Raw genomic sequence first — 19,620 nt, forward strand, 5'->3', positions numbered from 1 at the left:
AGATGGCCTGATGTGCCCGCTATGCCTTCGGCGTTTCAACTCGCCGCTCTGCAAGCGAGTGGTCCCCGGGTCTGCGCTGCGCTCCGCCCGGGGTGACACCGAGTTTGCGGCCCGCCTGTGCTTCCCTGTGAGCAGTTGCAGCCGCCGATCCGCCCCAGCCTCAAATCTCAACAATGGGCCGGAGCCTGTGCGGCGGGCATGGTGCCTGCCGCAGGACGGCCACTTACCCTTCTTCCAGCTCCGCTGACAGCAGCAGCCATTCCTCTTCCGTGGTGACGAGCTTCTTTTCGATATAGGCCCGTTCCTTGGCGAATTTCGCCGCCCGCTCGGGATCGCGGGTGAAGAAATCCGGCTCGGACATGGTGGCATCCAGCATGACGATCTTGTCGGAAAGCCGCGCCATTTCCTTTTCCGCCGCCTCGATCTTCTTGCGCAAGGGGGCCTCGCGGGCGCGCCGTTCGGCAGCTTCACGCCGCTTGTCCGTGGCGGAGGCCGCCTTGGCTTCGTCCTCGCGGGCCTTCTTCACCGCATCCGGCCCTTGCAGGATGTAGCGGCGGTAGTCTTCCATGTCGCCGTCGAAGGTGCTGACCTTGCCATCGGCCACCAGCCACAGCCGGTCGGCGCAGGCTTCCACCAGATGCCGGTCGTGCGAGATCAGCACCACGGCGCCCTGAAACTCGTTCAGCGCCAGAACCAGCGCCTCTCGGCTGTCGATGTCGAGATGGTTGGTCGGCTCGTCGAGGATGATCAGGTTCGGCCCGTCGAACGTGGCAAGGCCGAGCAGCAGCCGTGCCTTTTCGCCGCCCGAGAGATCCTTGGCAGGTGTTTCCATCCGGTCGGTCGGCAGGCCGAAGCGGGCCACGCGGGCGCGCACCTGCGCTTCGGCCGCCTGCGGCATCAGCATGCGCACATGCTGGACGGCGCTTTCGTTCGGGCGCAGTTCATCCAGCTGATGCTGGGCGAAGAAGGCGATCTTCAGCTTGGTGGCGCTGGTCACCTCGCCGGACAGCGCTGCCAGACGGCCGGAAATCAGCTTGGCGAAGGTGGACTTGCCGTTGCCGTTGGAGCCGAGCAGGGCGATGCGGTCATCGGTGTCGATGTTGAGCGTCAGGCGCGACAGCACCGGCTTGCCGTCATAGCCCACCGAGACATTTTCCAGCTTCAGGATCGGCGGCGACAGGCGCCCCTGCGGATCGGGGAAATGGATCGGCCGGCCGCTTTCCTCGGTCAGCGCGGCGATGGGCTCCATCTTCTCCAGCATCTTCAGGCGCGACTGGGCCTGCCGGGCCTTGGTGGCCTTGGCGCGGAACCGGTCGACGAAGGCCTGCATGTGCTTGCGCTGCGCGTCCTGCTTTTCCTTGGCCTTCTGCTGCAGCATCATGGTCTCGCGCCGCTGCCGGTCGAAACTGTCGTAGCCGCCGCGGTAGAAGGTCAGCTTGCCCCGGTCCAGATGCACGATGGAATCAACCGCCTTGTTGAGGAGGTCGCGGTCGTGTGAGATCAGCAGCACCTGATGCGGATAGCGTGCCACATAGCTTTCCAGCCACAGCGTGCCTTCCAGATCGAGATAGTTGGTCGGCTCGTCGAGCAGCAGCAGATCCGGCTCGGAGAAGAGCACCGCCGCCAGCGCCACGCGCATGCGCCAGCCGCCGGAAAAGGCCGAGCAGGGCCGCTTCTGCGCCTCCGCATCAAAGCCAAGGCCGTGCAGAATGGCGGAGGCACGGGCCTCTGCCGTGTGAGCGGAAATATCGGCAAGGCGTGTGTGAATGGCGGCGATCCGGTCCGGGTCCTTCGCCGTTTCCGCTTCAGCCATCAGGGAGGCGCGCTCCGTGTCTGCGGCCAGCACCACCTCGATCAGGCTTTCCTCCGTGCCCGGTGCTTCCTGCGCCACCTGGCCGATGCGGGCAAGGCGGGGCACGCTGACGGAGCCGCCTTCACTCGTCAGATCGCCGGTGATCAGCTTGAACAGGGTGGATTTGCCCGCGCCATTGCGGCCCACAAGGCCGGTCTTGCTGCGGGCGGGCAGGGTGACGCTGGCATTGTCGATGAGGAGACGGCCGCCGATGCGATAGGTGAGGTCTGAAATCTGCAACATGGGCGGATCTTTGGGGGAGCTTGGCCCGCATTGCAAGAGGGCAACGTGCGGCCAGCGTGTTTGCGCAAGGGCCCCATGTCTTTCGCGCCGCCCCCCTTGCGGGGCGCGCGAGGCAAAGCTATAGGAACGGCCAAGTTTCCGCGCCCGTCAGCCGATGGGGCGCAGCGCAACGCGGCCGCTCCCAAAGGGCGGCCTTCACACACTTCACCGCCGCATGCGCGGCACCCGTATTTTTAAAGGATGAGACCAATGGCCATCGAACGCACTTTCTCCATGATCAAGCCGGACGCCACCAAGCGCAACCTGACCGGCGCCATCACCGCCAAGCTCGAAGAAGCCGGCCTGCGCGTCGTTGCTTCCAAGCGCGTGTGGATGAGCCAGCGTCAGGCCGAAGCCTTCTACGCCGTCCACAAGGACCGTCCGTTCTTCGGCGAACTGACCGAGTTCATGTCTTCCGGCCCGACCGTCGTGCAGGTTCTGGAAGGCGAGAACGCCATTGCCAAGAACCGCGAAGTGATGGGCGCCACCAACCCGGCCAATGCTGACGAAGGCACCATCCGCAAGCTCTTCGCCCTGTCCATCGGCGAAAACTCCGTGCACGGCTCCGACGCTCCGGAAACCGCTGCCGAAGAAATCGCCTTCTGGTTCGCCGGTCACGAAATCGTCGGCTGATCTGCCTGACATTTCCGGAAACGCGGAAAGGCCGGCCTCGCAAGAGGCTGGCCTTTTTGCTTGCCGGCAGACCGTCCGTCCCGTGAAAAATGGTGCTTCAAAACATCGCGGTACGGGCCGTTTTCACGCAAGGCCCCGATTGATAGTGCGCCCCTCATATGCTCAACTCCTGCGTGAGCATGACAGCAGGCAGGGGGCGCCGCATGACCGTGTTCGAATGTTTGGTGAGGATTTGGTTCTTGCTCAGCGATGCGGTTGGGGCGGGGGAACTGGCTGCGGTTGTGGCCTATGCCGTGACAATTCTAATCATGCGTGGCAAGATTGGTTCTAGATTCGGGTTGATGCAGCTGTTTTGCGACCAGCGCGCCCATGAAGAGGCGATCCGCAGGCACGGGTTCTGGCGGCTGTATCTGAGCCCTTCCTTCACCGCGACGCTGCTGCTGTTCATCTGGATTGGCGTGGCGCTTTATTTCACGCGAATTCTGCCTGTAGCACAGGATCCGCCCCTCCGCGAAGGAATGGCAGGGGTGTCCGCAAACTTGTGTTTCGCTGCCGGTATATGGTTACTTTTGGGCGGCGGCGCGGCCATCTGGGCACACCCTCGGGCAACGCCATGGCAGCCGGGAGAGCCGTTGCGCAGGCTCGCAGGCGCTGTCTTCGGCGTTGCCCTCACGTTTAGCGTGATCTACGTTTATCTTCCGTTTATTGGGCCTTATTTGCCACCATGGGGAACGCACCTTCAGCTGGCCGCCGCGGTGCTGATAGCCTTGATTGGTGCAGAATACCGGTATTTACAAGCCTGCGCGGCCTGGTTCCTGCTGCTGCTTCTAGTGACGGCGCTGGTGGCGCTGGCCTCCGCCTTTGATGTGCTGGTCCTGACCCTTGGCCTTGCCGCTGGGATCGGGGTTCTGGCGTGGCGCATGCCCGTATTCCGCTTGCGCATTCCAGGTCTTGACTACTCCGGCGAGCTGCCGGATCCCTCAAATCCCGGACAGGACGGCTCTGTCTGGGCTGACCGCCCTGAACCGCCAGCGCTGCTGGCGCCGGAGGCCGTTCTGGCTGCCTGGGCCGCGCGGCTCGGTGCAGAAAACCCGGCTGGCCACGATGGAGATGCGGGGCAGAAGACGGATGATCCGGAACCCCTGAAGCCCAAGCTCGTGCTGCTGGCAACGTCAGGCGGCGCCTACCGGGCAGGCTTCTGGACAGCGGCCGTGCTCGACGGCCTCAGCCGTCATGACCCTTTGTTTCCGGGGGCGGGGGCGGGGGCGGCCGCGGAGGCTGGCAAGGGGCAGGGGACGCAGAGCAATGTGCAACTGCCCGGTTTCATGAATGCCATCCGCTTCATCACCGGGGCTTCGGGCGGCATGGTGGCGGGTGCTTACCTGACCGAACAGACCTCGAAGGCGGCACAGGGGCTGCCCGTCCGCCCGGTGGCCCGCATGATCGAGGACGACATTGCCGCCTGGCAGCAGCAACAGCCGCCGCAGGCGCCTCCCGGCATGCGCTATCCCGCAAGGGAAGGCGTGATCGTGCCGCGTGACAGCATTTCACCGGTGGCGCGGCAGATGGTGCGGGACGTGGGCGCAGGCCTGCTGCCGCGCGTGCGGCGGGCCGACAGGGGGCGTGTGCTGGAGGCCCAGTGGGGCACGCTGCGCCTTCCCTTCAACGGCTGGAAGGAGGAGGAGCGGCAAGGCCTCAGGCCCTCCGTCGTCTTCTCGCCCATGCTGGTGGAAACCGGCGCGCCGCTGTTCATTTCCAATCTCGACCTTCTGGAAATGCGCAAGCATTTCGCGGCGGAGGATCCGGATGTGCACTCGGCGGAGATGTTCCGCGTCTACCCATACGCACAGGCGGGCGGATCCGGGGAGGAGGGACATGCCGTCCGCGCGGGCAAGCGGGGCAAGGATGAGTTCACCGTTGCCACGGCTGTGCGTCTCAGCGCCACCTTTCCCTATGTCTCGCCGGCCGTATCCCTGCCCGCGATGCCGCAGCGGCGGGTGGTGGACGCAGGCTATTACGACAATTACGGCGTGATGGCCGCCACGGGCCTCATCAATGCACGAGCCGTGCGCAACTGGGTGGTGCGCAACACGTCCGGCGTGCTGATCGTCAATGTCAGGGCCTTTCCCGATCAGGATCGGGCGAAGCCGGCCAGCGCCCTTGCGCGGCTGTTCTGGTGGCTGACCAGCCCGCTGGAAGGCGTGTTCAATGCGCGCGGCTCATCCCAGACCATCCGTAACCGGGACATGCTGCGCATGACCCGCGACCTTTATGGCCTTGCCCTGCAAGAGGCCAATCCGGGCGTCACGCCGCCAAAGCCCTGGCGGGAGATCGGCCAGGATTTCGTCACCATCGCCAACTTTACCTTTGATGATCCAACCACCATGTCCTGGTTCCTCATCGACAGCGACTACACCCGCCTGCAGGCAGAGGCCGAACGCGATACAGCCGCCACAAACCCCACTGTGCAGCGCATAGCCGAATTCTGGCAGCGTAACCCTCTGGCTTTCCTGAAGGGGGAATAGCTTGAAAGATGGGACGGCGAGACCCAGGACGATGTGGGTTTGTCAGGCTCGGCGCCGTTCCATGAAAGGTCTGACAAGGGACCTGATCGCCGAGCTGCCTGCCCGGACGCGCGACTGCAGGCGCTGGCGGCATTCTTAGCATTGAACTTCAGGGACAAAGCCCCACCTGCGGGGCGGTGCTGCAGTGGCCCGGCCGGGCGCAGCGGCACCGGACAGACGTTTGACCATGGAGTTTTCATGCAGCCGATTGAAACGGCCCGGTTGATCATCCGCAATTTCCGCCGCAGCGATGGCGAAGGGCTCTATGCCTATCTGCGCGAGCCTGTGGCGAGCTGCTTCCTGTCGATGCGGCTGGAGAGCCTTGAGGCCGCCGAAGCGGAGGCCGGAAAGCGCGGCCTGGATGACGAGTATCTCGCGGTTACCCTCAAGGAGACCGGCGCACTGATCGGCGATGTCTTCGCCATGCAGGAAGAAGACACCTGGTCCGTGGGCTGGAACTTCAATCCCGCCTATGGCGGCGCAGGCTATGCGCTGGAGGCGGCGCGGGCGCTCTTCACCCATCTCTTCACCACCTGCAAGGCCCGCCGGGTCTATGCCTATGTGGAAGACCACAACATGGCCTCGCAGCGCCTGTGCGAAAAGCTCGGCATGCGCAAGGAAGGCCTGTTTCTGGACTACATCAGCTTCCGCAATGATGCGGCGGGCAATCCGGTCTATGAGAACACATTCCAGTTCGCCCTGCTGCGCAAGGAATGGGTGAGAGGTCTCACGCTGCCGGAAGGCTGATCTGCCGGTTGCTGTTGCGGCGGTGTTCGCTGAACACCGCCGTGATGGCGCGCAGGGTTTCGCGGGTTCTGGCGTCAGTCAGCGACGAATGCAGCACGATGGACTGCGAGGGGATCGGCGGCAGGTTCAGGGCCTCGCTGACTTCCACCATGTCAGCCGTCGCCAGGCGGCAGGGGAAGGCGGCCACCGCCAGCCCGGCAGACAGCGCCGCAATGACGGCCGTGGTGCCGCCGACAAAGACCTCCACCCAGGGAATGCCCGCCCCGTTGAGCAGATGCACCGCCACTTCGCGCACAGTGCAGACAGAGGGATGGCTGGCAATCCGCAAGGGCTCGCCCGCGTGATGCTCGAAGGCGGGCGAGGCATACCAGCCGAAATGCTCGGGCCCCAGCACCTCTCCATCGCGGCGGCCATCATCGCTGCGGGCAATCACCGCATCCAGCGCACCATTTTCGAAGGATTCGATCAGCACCCGGGAATTGTCGACGATCACCTCCACCGTCAGGCAGGGATCGAGCGATTTGAGCCGGGCCAGCAGCGCCGGCACCTCCGGCCCCATGACATGGGCGGCGATGCCCAGCCGGAAGCGGCGGCGCTCGGCCGAAAGAGCCGCGAGCGCCCGTTCATGGGCCGCCAGAAACTCCCTTGCAGGCGCCAGAAAGGTTTCCCCCTGTGCCGACAGGCGCACCTGCCGGGGCGTGCGCTCGATCAGCTTCTTGCCGAGCCGCTCCTCCAGCCGCTTCAGCTTCACGCTGACTGCCCCTTGTGTGGAGCCGAGCGCCACCGCCGCACGGGTGAAGCTCTGAAGATCGGCGATCATCACGAAGGCCCGCACGGCCTCGACCTCAAGCGCGCTCATCTATCCATCCAATTTCGTTATCTCTAATATGCCCTGCCATGCGATTGCCAAATGATCATAGGTCCGGCATTCCTGCAAGTGAACCTTACCGCCGCACAAAGTGGATCAGCCGGGCAGCGCATGCTGCCAGCGGCAACGAACCGGCTTGCGCGGCATTCAACTGCAGGGTCAGATAATGAAATCAGCCACCTCCTCCGGAAACAGCTTCGCGCTGGCCGCCGTGTGTCTTTCGGCGCTCATGCTGGGGCTGGAAATAACCAGCATTCCCTCCATTCTTCCCACGCTCGAGCATGTTTTGCCGGCGGATTTCCGCCAGCTGCAATGGATCATGAACGGCTACACCATCGCCATGTGCGCGGTTCTGATGGCCATGGGCGCTTTGGGCGACCGGTTCGGCCGCAAGCGCATCTTTATTGCCGGTGTCGCCGTTTTCGGCGTGGCCTCACTCATCTGCGGGCTTGCCACCAGCGCGCCCCTGCTTATCGCGGCGCGGTTCCTGCAAGGCGTCGCCGCCGCCGCCATGCTCGCCTGTCAGGTGGCGGTGCTGTCGCATCAGTTCCCGGACGGCGCGGGCCGGGGCAGGGCCTTTGGCTGGTGGGGCATCATCTTCGGGATCGGCCTCGGCTTTGGCCCCATCGCCGGGGGCGGCATCATCACGCTGGCCAGCTGGGAATGGGTGTTTCTCATCCATGTGGGCCTTGCCGCGCTCACCGTGCTGTTTGCCCTCAAGGGCGTTGAGGAATCACGCGATCCCCACGCGGTGCAGATCGATCTTGGCGGCATGATCACCCTGTCGCTGGCGGTGCTCGGCATCGTCTATCTGATCACGCAAGGGGAGCAGCCGGGGCTGGACAATCCGGAGGGCCTTGCCATCCTGTCGGCCTGCATCGTTTGCCTTGGTCTCTTCGTTCTGATCGAGACGCGCATCGCGCGGCCGATGTTCGACTTTGCCGCCCTGCGGATCCGCAGCTTCTCCGGCGCGCTGCTCGGCTCCTGCGGCATGAATTTCAGCTTCTGGCCCTTCGTCATCTATCTGCCGATCTATCTGCAGGCCGTGCTGGGATATGATGCCATCGGCGCCGGGCTGACCGTGCTGGCCTATACCGTGCCGACGATCCTGGTGCCGCCGCTGGCCGAAAAGCTGCTGCTGCGCCGCGGCCCCGGCATGGTCATCCCCCTTGGGCTTTTCCTGACCGGCGCCGGTTTCCTGCTGCTGCATCTGGCAATCGTCAGCGGGGAGGCCCGCTGGCTGACGCTGCTGCCCGGCTGCGTCATGGCCGGGATCGGCCTTGGCTTCACCAACACGCCCGTCACCAACACCGCAACCGCTGCCGTGCCGCCGGAGCGGGCCGGCATGGCTTCGGGCATGGACATGAGCGCAAGGTTCATTTCGCTCGCCGTCAACATCGCGGTCATGGGGCTGATCCTGTGGAGCGGCGTCCACGCCCATCTGGCCAATGTCTTCACCGGGGCGCCCGCTGACGGCGTGCTGGTGGGCCTTGCCGACGCCGTATCCGCCGGAAATCTCGCCGCTGCCAGTGCTCACGGTCTCTCCCTCGCTGAGGCCCGGGGTGCCCTGACACAGGGCACCGGCTGGGTCACGCTCTACGGCGCCATCGCCGCCTGGTGCTTCGCCGGCCTCTCACTCCTCACCTTCGCCAGCCGCAAGCCAATCCCGGCAGATGCCTGTCTGAGGTAACAGGGACGAGAAAAGCCGCTGGCGGGTTTCCGCCGGTGGCTGTTTCCTGGAGAAGGGCGTCATGTGACCGGCAGCTGGCGCCGTTGCCAGTCTCCGGGAATGACTGGCATAAATGGCTGAGCAGGCACGGAGCAAGACCATGAACGATGTCATCGAGATCAATGGCGAGAAAGCCGTCATCGCTTTCGACCCGGAGCTTCAGATGCTGCGCGGCGAGTTCGTGGGCCTGAGTGGCGGGGCAGACTTCTATGCTGAAAGCGTCCACGAATTGATGGAAGAGGGCCGCAAGTCACTGGCTGTCTATCTTGAAATGTGCCGGGAAAAAGCATCGAGCCGCGCCGGAAATTCTCCGGAAAATTCAATGTCCGCTTGAGCCCGGACGACCACGCAGCCGCCGTCACTGCAGCCGCCGCTGCGGGCAAAAGCCTGAACGAATGGATCGCATCGGCAATCCGTGTGGCTGCGGAGTAGGGGGGGCGGGCAGTCTACCTCTGGCGGCACAAAGGTGCAGGCGAACTTGCCTGGAAAAACGGCTCCGCTTCTCCCCACCCATGACAGGTGAGCGTGATGATCTGTACCAGAGGCTTGCAGAGCCATATCACCCGGTTGAAGATAAGCCGTTTCCAGAAGTGGGTGGATTATGAGCGAGTATCAGTTTTATGATTTTCTGGCCGTCGACAAGCCGCTTACCAGGACAGATCTGGAGGCTCTGAGGTCCTTGTCCACGCGTGCCCGGATTTCCTCCACCAGCTTCACGAACTCCTATGAATGGGGCTCATTCCGGGGGGATCCGGATAGCATGATGGAGCGCTGGTTCGACTTGCATCTCTATCTGGCGAACTGGGGAGCCCGCCGGCTGATGATGCGTTTGCCTGCCGATCTGCCCGGCCGCGCCCGGCTCGATCAGTTGGCCGGAAGCCTCCATTGTGTAGAGCTGCGTGCCGCTGGCCAAAACCTCATTCTGGATATTTCCATTGATGAGATGGAATTGGATGGCTGGGAGGATGGCACGGGATGGCTGGCAGCACTTGCGCCGTTGCGTGCTGACGTGCTCGCCGGTGATCTGCGGCTTTTCTATCTTATGTGGCTGATGGAGGTTGATCTGGGGCTTGCGGAGGCGGACCAGATGGAGCCAATGCCCGGTATCGGACCAATATCGGATGCGCTGGAAGCTTTCGCAGATTTCTTTGGAATTGACTGCGATCTCGTGGTTGCCGCCGCCGAACGGGAAGACGACGCTTATACGAGCGTGGACGCATCTTCGGAGACCGCAGCGCAGGTTATTGCCGGGCTGCCTGATGCGGACAAGTCCGGTTTTCTTGTCCGCCTTGTCAGTGGCGATGCGCATGTTGCCAGCGAATTGCGTGCCCTTGTCCGCAACAGCCTTAAATCTGCCAATACAGTCTCTCCCGTTGCCGCGCGAACGGCAGGTGACCTTTGTGCCCGCGCCAAGGTGATCCGCCAGGAACGTGAGGCAGAACAGGCCGAGCAGGCGGCGGCCGAGAGCAGGCGGCGCGAGGAAGAACAGCTGCAGTTTTTCCGGACCAGGGCCGATCAATTGATGCGGCACGGGTACAACGTCTGGGATGAAATCAACTCAGAGGCCGAACGGCGCAATGCGTCAGGCTATGACACAGCCGCCAATCTGATCCGAGCACTCAGGTCCATTTATGAAGAAAACGGATCGCTTGACGAATTCAGGCTGCGCCTTCAGGAAATTCGCGATCTTCACGCAAGAAAAGAGCGTTTTCTGGAGAGATTTGCGGATTTGGGGTGACCGGAACCAGACTGACACATGCCAGGGGTCACGTGCGGTTGAAAACAGGCGTATTGCTCTTCGGCGAAGCGGCGTCTTTCATCGCTCGCCCCCTTCACCGCAGACAGACAAAGACGCGGTTGCGTGCGTCCGGAAATGGCTGGGCGACCACAGCGCAAAGCAATGAACAATGCAGCTGAGATCGATGGTGAGAAAGCTGTCACCGCTTTCGCTCTTGAAATTTATGCCAAGGCGTCATGCGTCAACATCGTAAGAGCCATCGCAAATTTCCAGATATGGTATACATATATTTATCGATTTAAGTCAGCGACAATAATTGATATTTAATCCATAATTTATTTACATCGCGCTTCATATATTGATAGTTTACCCAAATATCTATCGTTACGAGCATATAAACGAGTGCGGCGGCTCGCCAAGATGACCAACGCCTCGCTCAACTCCCTGCTTTCCGCTGCCACATTCAGGAAGCTGGAAACGAAATCTTCTGATTCAAGACCGGTTTAATTGCAGCCCAAAAGAAATAGTCCACGCATGTCTTGATCCGAGCATAGAATGTAGAGCATAATCCCCCTGCAGTTTCACGTTTGGTTCGGTAATAATAATTTTAACCCTGCATTTCTTATTGATTTTCTTCCTGGAGAAATTAGTGAGGGCACAAAGAAAAGAACCTTGGGGCAAAACTGGCGAGCAAGGCCGCCATCATCTTGCTCATCATTGTGCCGATGTGGCGGCATGTTTTGAGGCAATTGTCGCTTTGCCCGCGGTACGCGTACGATTGGAGAAAGCGGCAGGGCGCGCGCTTTCCGAAACCGACATTGCGCGTCTGGCGGTTCTCGTCTTTCTGCACGATTGTGGAAAACTGCATCCGGGATTCCAGGCCAAGGGCTGGCCGGCAGGTATCTGGAAAGACTTCCTTCACGGTCATGTAAAAGAAGGGGCGGCGATCTTCTTCGGCGGCGTGATGAATGGGCAACTTGCCGGTAATATGCATTGCGACCGGCTTCAAACATGGGGTAACGAGGCAACGGTAGCAAACCTGCTTTATGCCGCCCTTGCCCATCACGGACAACCGTTCAAGATCGAAGAGGGAGCGTCGCTGCGATGGTGCCGCGTTCGAGAGGCGGGCTATGATCCGTTGGCTGCCTCAAAAGAATTCGGCGAATTACTGCCTGTCTGGTTTGCGCAAGCCTTTGTTGAAGGGGGTACGCCACTGCCGGATTCACCCGGTTTTCAACATCTGTTTTGCGGCTTGGTCACGCTTGCCGACTGGTTGGGGTCGGACACGCGGATATTTAAATTCGCAGGCGAATTGAGCCCGGAATATATTGAAACGGCTCGCGAACGGGCGGCCGAAGCGGCTTCGTCCATCGGTCTCGATACGCGCGGTTGGCGTCAGGTCATTGCTGGCAAAGCGGGGCTATTTTCGCAGCTCAACCCCGGTAAGACCCCGCGTCCGGCGCAAGAGGCCGTTGGGCAATTGCCGGTTGACGACCAACTCATCATTCTTGAAGCGGAAACCGGATCAGGCAAGACTGAAGCTGCGCTCTGGCATTTCGCCCGATTATTTCAGGCTGGCAAGGTGGAGAGCCTCTATTTCGCGCTGCCGACACGGTCGGCTGCCACCCAGATTCAAGGGCGTGTGCATAAGGCGATGCATAACCTGCTGGGCACGGGCGCACCCGAGGCCATTCTTGCCGTGCCCAGTTATTTTAAGGCCGGAGAGGTGGAAGGCCGGGCGCTGGAAAATTTTGAAGTGCTCTGGGATGATGATGGAGATGAAAAAGCCCGGCTCAGCCGCTGGGCAGCGGAAAATGCCAAGCGTTATCTCGCTGCGTTTGTCGCCGTGGGCACGATTGATCAGGCAATGTTGGCTGCATTGGAGGTGAAGCATGCGCATTTGCGCAGCGCGGCTTTGTCACGTTCCTTGCTGGTGATTGACGAGGTCCATGCTTCCGACCGCTATATGGGCGAAGTGCAGAACGGACTCTTGAAGACACATATACGACGCGGCGGATATGCCATGCTGATGTCGGCGACATTGGGCAGTGATGCGCGCTCAAAATGGCTCAGCCCGCATAAACGCTATATCCCGCCCATATTTGATGATGCCGTTGCCACGCCCTATCCGGCCGTTTGGGGGCAGGATGAAACTCCCCACAGGGTGAGAGGCAGTGGAGAGAACAAATCTGTTTCGATGACGCTTGCCACCTCATGGGGGGCAGGGGAAGCTTCGGCGCGCGCCATTGCGGCAGCGAAGAGAGGCGCAAAAGTGCTGGTGATCCGTAATACCGTGACGGCGGCGCTGGCAACGTTTGAAGCTGTGCTCCAGGCGGGGGAGGGGCGCTGGTTATGGCAGGTTGCGGGCGCTCCCGCGCTGCATCATGCCCGCTTTGCCCCGGAGGATCGTGAAGTTCTCGATAAAGCGGTGGAACTTGCCCTTTCACCGGATCAGGAAAAACGCCCGGATGGCGGCGCCATTTTCATCGGCTCGCAAACGCTTGAACAATCACTCGATATTGATGCCGACTTTCTCATCACCGATCTCTGTCCGGTTGACGTGCTGTTGCAGCGCATCGGCCGCCTGCACCGCCACACACTGCCGCGTCCGGCCGACTTTGAGACGCCGCAATGCGTGGTGCTCTCCCCCGAAGGCGGATTGGAACGGTTGGCCGCACCGGCTTTTGATAATGGACTTGGGTGGCTCAGGAATGGCGGTGGCATTTATACCAATCTGCACGCCTGTGAACTGACAAGACGCTTGGTGATTGATCATCACGAATGGCGCATCCCGGAAATGAACCGCTTTCTGGTCGAGAGTGCAACACACGAAGAAAAGATTAACGCGCTCAATGCGGAATTGGGAAAGACGTGGAAAGAGTATTGGAATGGTGTTTCCGGCACGGGTATGGCCGAGGTGCTCAATGCGCGCCGTGTCGCCTTAAAGGTGGATAGGACATTCATTGGGGATGAGGGGCAGCCCAATCTGTTTGCCGGAGACGAGGAAAAAATCCGTACCCGCCTTGGCGCGGAAGGTGCGGTGATCTGTTTTGCTACTCCGGTCATAGGCCCGTTCGGGCAGACGATCCGCAATATCACTCTGCCCGCCCATTGGTCGAAAGGCGTTCTGGCGGCGGAGCCGGTGCCGGTGGTCATTGAGGGCGAGGCGCTGTGGTTCGAGGTGAACGGGAAAGCGTTTCGTTATGCACGAACGGGGTTAGAGCAGAATAGTTCTTGAAATTTGACGTTCTCTCCGTATCTTCAGAGGTGGCAGGCGAAACGACGAGGGAATCTCAGCATGATCTTCAGATGGAAATTGTTGACCGAATGGGGCATAGCGTGGAGAGATTTCGGCGTTTCTGCTAGCGTGCGATCTGAAAGTGAGGCGGAGGTCGTGCTGTCCGGCTCCACTCCCCAAGACCAACGACCTTGGGATAGTCCCTATTCTGCTCTGACAAATGCCCAGGATAGTGCCGTTCCCACGCATTCGCGTGGAAATCAAAACCGGTTGGATGGGTGAGATGACTAATCTACTCACTCAACCGCTCATCAACACCGTGCCGCTCGGCTTCCTCACTCTGCCCGGCGTGCTTGCGGCACTCACCCGAGACGAGGTGGAGAACTTCCCGGCGCTGCGGGCGCATCAGGGAATGTTCTGGCATATGTTTCTCGTTCAGCTTGGGGCTCTGGCCCTACATAGGGCGGAACGCGTTGATTTACCAATGGAGGAAGCGCAGTGGACAGTCCTATTGCGGGGCTTAACCGCCGGTTTTGCCGGAGACGAGCCGTGGTGCCTTATTGTCGATGACTGGAAGAAGCCCGCCTTCATGCAGCCGCCGGTGCCGGAGGGAGTGAAGCTTGGCAATGACGTTCCGACAGCGGATGCGCTCGATCTTCTGATTACCTCTAAGAACCATGATCTCAAGCAGAGTATTGGCCGTAAAGGGCTGGAGGAGGACTGGGTTTTTGCGCTGGTGACGCTGCAAACCGGGGAGGGGTATGGCGGCGCAGGCAATCAGGGCATTGCTCGCATGAATGGCGGCTCATCCTCGCGCTCGATGCTGACGCTGGCGCCGCGCCCCTCTGCTAATGGCAAACAGATGATGCCGCGTCCCGGTGGATGGTTCCGGCGTGATGTATCTATGCTGCTGGAGACGCGTGAAAAGGCGCTGGAGACGTATACAGAATATCCTGAAATGCGCGGTCTTGGCCTGACATGGCTTGCCCCTTGGCTGGAGGGCGAACAGCTTCAGATAAAGGAGCTGGATCTCTGGTTCATAGAGGTGTGCCGCCGTATCCGGCTATCCAGGCGGAGTGAGAACCTGTCGGCAGTCAAAGGCACATCCAGGGAAACGCGGATCAATGCGAAGCACCTCGCAGGAGCTCTCGGAGACCCGTGGGCACCTGAGCACAAGACGAAGAACAAGAGTTTTACACTCGGTGGCGGTGACTTCCACTATCGCACCCTCAGTGAGTTGCTCTTTGGCGGGGAGTGGATAAAGCCGCTTCTGGCACATGCGGCCTCGTTCGAAACTGCAAGCGAGCCGATGGTCATTATTGCGCAGGCCTTGGCGCGCGGAAACTCCAAGACGGAAGGGTTCAAATCCCGTGCCCTTCCCCTCTCTGGCAAGGTCGCTTTGGCTTTAGGGGATCAGCGCAAGGCTTTGCATGAACTGGGCAAATGGCAGGCCGAGGCGATCTCGGCGCTTGATGGTACCTTGTCCTACGCACTCAAACTCGCTGCTGTTGGGGGCGATACAGAGGTTCTGAAAGAAAAGCAAAAAAGCGAGTCTAACAGACAAAAGCTTGGTGAATATGTCCAGAATGCCCGCGCCCATTTCGATCGCTATGCCGATAGCATTTTCTTTGAACATCTCTGGCGGCGTTTTGAGGCGAAAGGGGAGGTAAGAAAGGCCGAAGATACGGCTTTTTTGCGCAAGCTTTGGCAGCGCACACAAGAGATCTTCGAGCAGGCCCTGCCAGCCATGCCATACCCATCGCTTTATCGTCATCGCGCTGAAGCTCGGGCGCGGCGGGAGTTTTATGGCAACAGGAATCTGCGCAAAAACTATCCCGATTTATTCAAGAGGGAGGAGAAAAACAATGCCGTCTGACGAAAAAGAAATAACACCAACACTGGGAGAAGCCATCGGACGGCTGGCAAGCGCCATGTTGCGGCTTGCCCCAGGTGAACTGGCGCGGCTCAGGCGGATGCAAGCTGATGGGCCCGGCGAACTGATTTTCTGGAAACTGGCCATTTCATGCGGCTTGCGTACTGATGACAAGGGTATGGAATTGGTCAGGATCATGGCCATTCTGGCCCCCAAAGGCGAACCGGGTAGCCGAACTCAGTTCCACAATTTTGAGCAATCATTCGGCACAAAACTCGCTGAGACCCAATATTCCGAAAAACGTCTGTCGCGGTTTCTTGAACTGCAGTTTGAAGAGCGTGCCGAAGCGCTGGAGCGCATGGCACGCTGGCTGAGAGCAAGGGGTGGTACGCCCGTCAACTGCCGCGATATCGCCTGTCTGCTGTTTTCGGGCGATGTGAAGTATGCCCGCACTCTTGCCGAAAGCTATTACCGAGAATTCGATAAAGACCCGAAGAAGGACGCTGCCGCATGACTTCTCCTCGTTTTCTGCAAATTCACACCCTGCATTCCTACACTGCTGCGTTGCTCAACCGCGATGATACCGGCCAAGCCAAGCGGCTTCGCTATGGCGATGTCAGCCGCACCCGCATTTCCTCGCAATGCCTCAAGCGGCATTGGCGGATGGCGGATACCGATCCGAATGCCATACAGAAAATCGAAGGGTTCGCCGCTTCCTTCCGTTCGCGTGAACTGGTGACACAGAAGGTCATCGCGCCGCTGCGCGGGCGCTTTCCCGATGATGTGGTGAATGCGCTGGAACAATGGTTCCAGTTTATCATCTACAGCGGGAACAAGACGAATAAACCGAAAAGACGTGGAGAGAAAGCCAAGGCAGAAGACAAGAAAAATCGCCCGACCCTGCTATTTGGCGAACCGGAACTGAATTGGCTCCAACGAGAATTTGCAGGATTGGCCGATAAGGCCAAGGAGGATGCGGACAGGGCTTTCGAGCTTGGGGGGAAATGGGCTGATCACTATAAAGAGACAATCAAAATTTGGCGTGAAAACAATAAGCTTCACGCCGGCATTACTGCGGCCCTGTTCGGGCGCATGGTTACCTCAGATCCAGATGCCAATATCGAAGCACCTGTTCATGTCGCCCATGCCTTCACCGTTCACAGGGCGGAAACGGAGAACGATTATTTTACCGCCGTCGACGACCTCAAGCGCGATGAAGACGATAGCAGCGCCGACACCATTCAGGAAACCGAACTCACCTGTGGCCTGTTCTATGGCTATGTGGTCATTGACCTGCCCGGTCTGATCGCCAATTGCGGAGCGGATCGCGATCTGGCCGCCCGGGTGGTGCATAATCTCGTCCATCTCATCGCCGAAGTTTCGCCTGGGGCCAAGCACGGTTCCACCGCGCCTTATGGCCGGGCCGACCTGATGCTGGTCGAAGCGGGCGATCGCCAGCCGCGCTCGCTGGCCACTGCCTATCGCAAGGCCGTGAAGAATGACATCGACGCTGCGCGCACGGCATTGCAACAAGCTCTTGCCAACCATGACGAAGCCTATGCCACCGACGAAGCGCGGGCGCATCTGTGCCTGACCGGTAGTCTCGAGGCGATAGAGAAGAAGGCACTTACCCCACTGGCGGAATGGGCTGCCGCCAAGGTGAAGGATGCGCCTGATGCCTGAACGCAGTTGGCTTATCCTCAACCTCGAAGCGCCACTGCTGTCCTTTGGTGGTGTCACGATCGATGCCATCGGCGTCACGCGGGATTTCCCCTCGCTATCCATGCTCACCGGCTTGTTCGCCAATGCTTTGGGTTGGCGGCGCACACAATGGGAAGAGCACCAGGCCTTGCAGGACCGGTTGATTTTCGCCGCAAGGCGGGAGCGGGAAAATCCCTCGGGTCTCTTGACCGATACCCAGAACGTGAATCTGGAAAAAAACGACAGGGGTTGGACGACATGGGGTGGTGTCGAAAAGCGGGGTGGTGACAGCTATGGCGGCCCCCATCGCCGCTTTCGCGATTATCACATGGACGCGCGGGTGAGCCTGGCTGTGCGGCTCGAATCATCTCCAGATGGTCCTGATCTAGACCACCTTGCCGAGGCGCTCGATCGGCCAAAGCGGCCATTGTTCATCGGGCGAAAGACCTGCCTGCCCACAGGCCGGGTTGTGGGCGGCTTCATCACGGCAAAAAACGCCTATGAGGCGCTGGAAAAGAGCCCTTTGCCCGAGGAAACCCGCGCCCTGTGGCCGCTCGGTGAAGGTCCGGCGGAGGGCCAATGCGTGGATCGCGTCATTGATCTGCCTGATCTGCGCAACTGGCGTACTGGCCTGCATGGCGGGGTACGCAAGGTGGTGGAAGGTCGTATAGCTCCGCAGAGGACAACCCCATGAATCTCCTGCATATGATGAGTCTGCCGGTGGATCTGCGCGCCTTGCGCCGCCTTGCCGCTAGCCGTGGCTACGCCGCCGATGAAGGCCGCGCGCTGCATCATTTCCTGTGCGAGGTTTTCGGCAAATCCATAGCGCAACCATTCCGCCTGATGGTTGCGCCCAGGCAGAGCGGAGCCTCGCTTTATGCCTATACGTTGATTGATGAGGCATCCCTGAAACAGAATGCTGAGACCGCTGCGCCGGAACTGGAAACCGCGCTCGGCCTTTCCCGCCTTGCCGTCAAGACAATGCCGGCACAGTGGACGCAAGGCCGCCGCCTGGCCTTCGATGTCCGTGTGCGCCCGGTGCGCCGGCTCATCAAACCCATGCAGGCGTGGAGCCGGAATGTAGGACGCCAGCAGGCCCGTGGGGAGGCAACACCGCCCCCCTTCAAGAAAGGTGCCGAGGTTGACGCCTTCATCATCTCCCGGCAACGGCAATTCCCGGATGGCTTGCCGGAAGAGGCAGACGGGTTTTCACGCGAACGCGTCTATATCGACTGGTTGGAAGAGCGGCTGGCTGGCGGAGCGCTGCTGGATCGAAATTGTACGCACCTTGCCCATTTTGCCCGCTCGAAAATCGAGCGCCGTGAAATACAGGAGGGTCCGGACGCTACTCTCCACGGCGAATTGACGATTACCAACAGCGAAGCCTTTGCCAAGCGTCTGGCCGGTGGCATCGGGCGCCACAAAGCCTATGGCTATGGCATGTTGCTTTTGCGCCCAGCCCAAGGAAAATGACAGGGGGATAATCCATGCTGATCGGGCGTCTTGGTCTGGAGAAAACCCGCATCCCCCATGCCGACCGGCATGGCCTCGTCTGGTTGGATCGCGGCCGCCTGGAAGTGGAAGATGGCTGCCTGCGTTTTGTCACCGCCGGTGGCGGTGAATTGGCGGCGGGCGATTATCAAATCCCCCACCAGTCCTTGTCCATCATCCTGCTTGGTCCCGGATCGAGCGTGACCCATGATGCCTTGCGCCTGCTGGCCCGCCATGGTTGTGCGCTCGCGGCAATTGGCGAGGGGGCGGTGCGCTTTTACACCGCCCCGCCCCTGATGCCCGATACATCTGCGCTGGCCCGTGAGCAGGTGCGCCTCTGGGCCGACCTCAAGAAGCGCATGGAAGTCGCCCGCGCCATGTATGCCATCCGCTTTGGCGAGATCGTGCGCACCCGCGACATCGAAGTGCTGCGCGGGCAGGAGGGCGCACGCATCAAACGCAGCTATCAGTTAGCGGCCGAAAGGCATGGCATTTCATGGAAAGGCCGCAACTATGATCGTAATAATCCAAACGCGGGCGACACTCCCAACCAGGCTCTCAACCATGCCGCCAGCGCTATGCGTGCGGCGGCGAGTGTAGCGGTGGCCAGCGTGGGTGCAATCCCGCAACTGGGCTTTGTTCATGAGGATTCCGGCCAATCCTTCGTCCTCGACATTGCTGACCTTTACCGGCATGACATAACGCTCGACATCGCCTTCGGCGCCGCAAAGGAAGCCTCAAGCAGTTGCGAACCCGTCGAGAGAGTGACGCGCAAAAGGGCGGCAAAGCTTATGCGTCAACGCTCCATCATTCCCTCGATGATTGATCGGATCAAGACTTTGATCGGCCCTGACCGGGACCACACCAAGCCGGAAACAGAGGCCGGGCAAGGGGAAGAATGATG

The 19,620-nt window shown here is 60.6% G+C and carries 16 protein-coding genes; 14 read left to right on the top strand and 2 right to left on the bottom strand.

Translation table 11 applies throughout. From position 1 onward, the window contains the following. Positions 1-223: 223 nt before the first annotated feature. Positions 224-2,095 carry an ABC-F family ATP-binding cassette domain-containing protein gene (locus tag AC0CMF_RS03190; protein WP_050471484.1) on the bottom strand — a complete coding sequence of 624 codons (1,872 nt, stop codon included), beginning with the start codon at positions 2,093-2,095 and terminating at the stop codon, positions 224-226. A 249-nt stretch (positions 2,096-2,344) separates the two neighbouring features. Between AC0CMF_RS03190 and ndk the strand changes: the two genes are divergently transcribed. The 3 genes from ndk to AC0CMF_RS03205 all read left to right on the top strand — a co-directional run bounded on the left by ndk (position 2,345) and on the right by AC0CMF_RS03205 (position 6,078). Continuing rightward, the gene (ndk, locus tag AC0CMF_RS03195) at positions 2,345-2,767 is read left to right on the top strand and encodes a nucleoside-diphosphate kinase (protein ID WP_050471485.1); all 423 of its coding nucleotides are present in this window, start codon (positions 2,345-2,347) and stop codon (positions 2,765-2,767) included. Between the two features lie 767 nt (positions 2,768-3,534). Beyond that, positions 3,535-5,292 (top strand): hypothetical protein, encoded by a 1,758-nt coding sequence (locus AC0CMF_RS03200; RefSeq protein ID WP_374628193.1) that lies wholly within the window; start codon positions 3,535-3,537, stop codon positions 5,290-5,292. A 237-nt stretch (positions 5,293-5,529) separates the two neighbouring features. After that, positions 5,530-6,078 carry a GNAT family N-acetyltransferase gene (locus tag AC0CMF_RS03205; protein WP_374628194.1) on the top strand — a complete coding sequence of 183 codons (549 nt, stop codon included), beginning with the start codon at positions 5,530-5,532 and terminating at the stop codon, positions 6,076-6,078. Here AC0CMF_RS03205 and AC0CMF_RS03210 read toward each other — a convergent pair. Beyond that, positions 6,059-6,937: a LysR family transcriptional regulator gene (locus AC0CMF_RS03210; RefSeq protein WP_374628196.1), complete on the bottom strand. Its 879-nt coding sequence runs from the start codon at positions 6,935-6,937 to the stop codon at positions 6,059-6,061. The two genes, AC0CMF_RS03205 and AC0CMF_RS03210, sit on opposite strands and share 20 nt — an antisense overlap. Positions 6,938-7,112: 175 nt before the next feature. Here AC0CMF_RS03210 and AC0CMF_RS03215 point away from each other — a divergent pair, with 175 nt between their 5' ends. The 11 genes from AC0CMF_RS03215 to cas1e all read left to right on the top strand — a co-directional run bounded on the left by AC0CMF_RS03215 (position 7,113) and on the right by cas1e (position 19,618). Further along, entirely contained in the window at positions 7,113-8,636 is a 1,524-nt protein-coding gene (locus AC0CMF_RS03215; protein WP_374628197.1) for an MFS transporter, read from the top strand. A 139-nt stretch (positions 8,637-8,775) separates the two neighbouring features. Further along, positions 8,776-9,009, top strand: coding sequence for a hypothetical protein (locus AC0CMF_RS03220; protein ID WP_374628468.1), 234 nt, complete (start codon positions 8,776-8,778; stop codon positions 9,007-9,009). Beyond that, positions 8,949-9,107: a toxin-antitoxin system HicB family antitoxin gene (locus tag AC0CMF_RS03225; RefSeq protein WP_374628198.1), complete on the top strand. Its 159-nt coding sequence runs from the start codon at positions 8,949-8,951 to the stop codon at positions 9,105-9,107. Before AC0CMF_RS03220 ends, AC0CMF_RS03225 begins: the two co-directional genes overlap by 61 nt. A 169-nt stretch (positions 9,108-9,276) precedes the next feature. Then, positions 9,277-10,413 carry a hypothetical protein gene (locus tag AC0CMF_RS03230; protein WP_374628199.1) on the top strand — a complete coding sequence of 379 codons (1,137 nt, stop codon included), beginning with the start codon at positions 9,277-9,279 and terminating at the stop codon, positions 10,411-10,413. Positions 10,414-11,038: 625 nt separating this feature from the next. Further along, entirely contained in the window at positions 11,039-13,651 is a 2,613-nt protein-coding gene (gene cas3, locus AC0CMF_RS03235) for a CRISPR-associated helicase Cas3' (protein ID WP_374628200.1), read from the top strand. A gap of 283 nt (positions 13,652-13,934) precedes the next feature. After that, positions 13,935-15,527 carry a hypothetical protein gene (locus AC0CMF_RS03240; RefSeq protein ID WP_374628201.1) on the top strand — a complete coding sequence of 531 codons (1,593 nt, stop codon included), beginning with the start codon at positions 13,935-13,937 and terminating at the stop codon, positions 15,525-15,527. Beyond that, entirely contained in the window at positions 15,517-16,038 is a 522-nt protein-coding gene (casB, locus tag AC0CMF_RS03245) for a type I-E CRISPR-associated protein Cse2/CasB (protein WP_163001263.1), read from the top strand. The genes AC0CMF_RS03240 and casB overlap by 11 nt, the downstream gene beginning before the upstream one ends. Then, complete coding sequence (gene cas7e, locus AC0CMF_RS03250; protein ID WP_374628202.1) at positions 16,035-17,207, top strand: type I-E CRISPR-associated protein Cas7/Cse4/CasC; 1,173 nt, start codon at positions 16,035-16,037, stop codon at positions 17,205-17,207. Before casB ends, cas7e begins: the two co-directional genes overlap by 4 nt. Next, positions 17,200-17,919: a type I-E CRISPR-associated protein Cas5/CasD gene (cas5e, locus tag AC0CMF_RS03255; RefSeq protein ID WP_374628203.1), complete on the top strand. Its 720-nt coding sequence runs from the start codon at positions 17,200-17,202 to the stop codon at positions 17,917-17,919. The genes cas7e and cas5e overlap by 8 nt, the downstream gene beginning before the upstream one ends. After that, positions 17,916-18,698, top strand: a complete 783-nt coding sequence (locus AC0CMF_RS03260) for a type I-E CRISPR-associated protein Cas6/Cse3/CasE (protein WP_374628204.1) — start codon at positions 17,916-17,918, stop codon at positions 18,696-18,698. The genes cas5e and AC0CMF_RS03260 overlap by 4 nt, the downstream gene beginning before the upstream one ends. 14 nt (positions 18,699-18,712) lie before the next feature. After that, the gene (gene cas1e, locus AC0CMF_RS03265) at positions 18,713-19,618 is read left to right on the top strand and encodes a type I-E CRISPR-associated endonuclease Cas1e (RefSeq protein WP_122520092.1); all 906 of its coding nucleotides are present in this window, start codon (positions 18,713-18,715) and stop codon (positions 19,616-19,618) included. The last annotated feature ends 2 nt before the right edge of the window (positions 19,619-19,620 follow it).

It is taken from the genome of Pannonibacter sp. CBAS1226, from assembly GCF_055685825.1.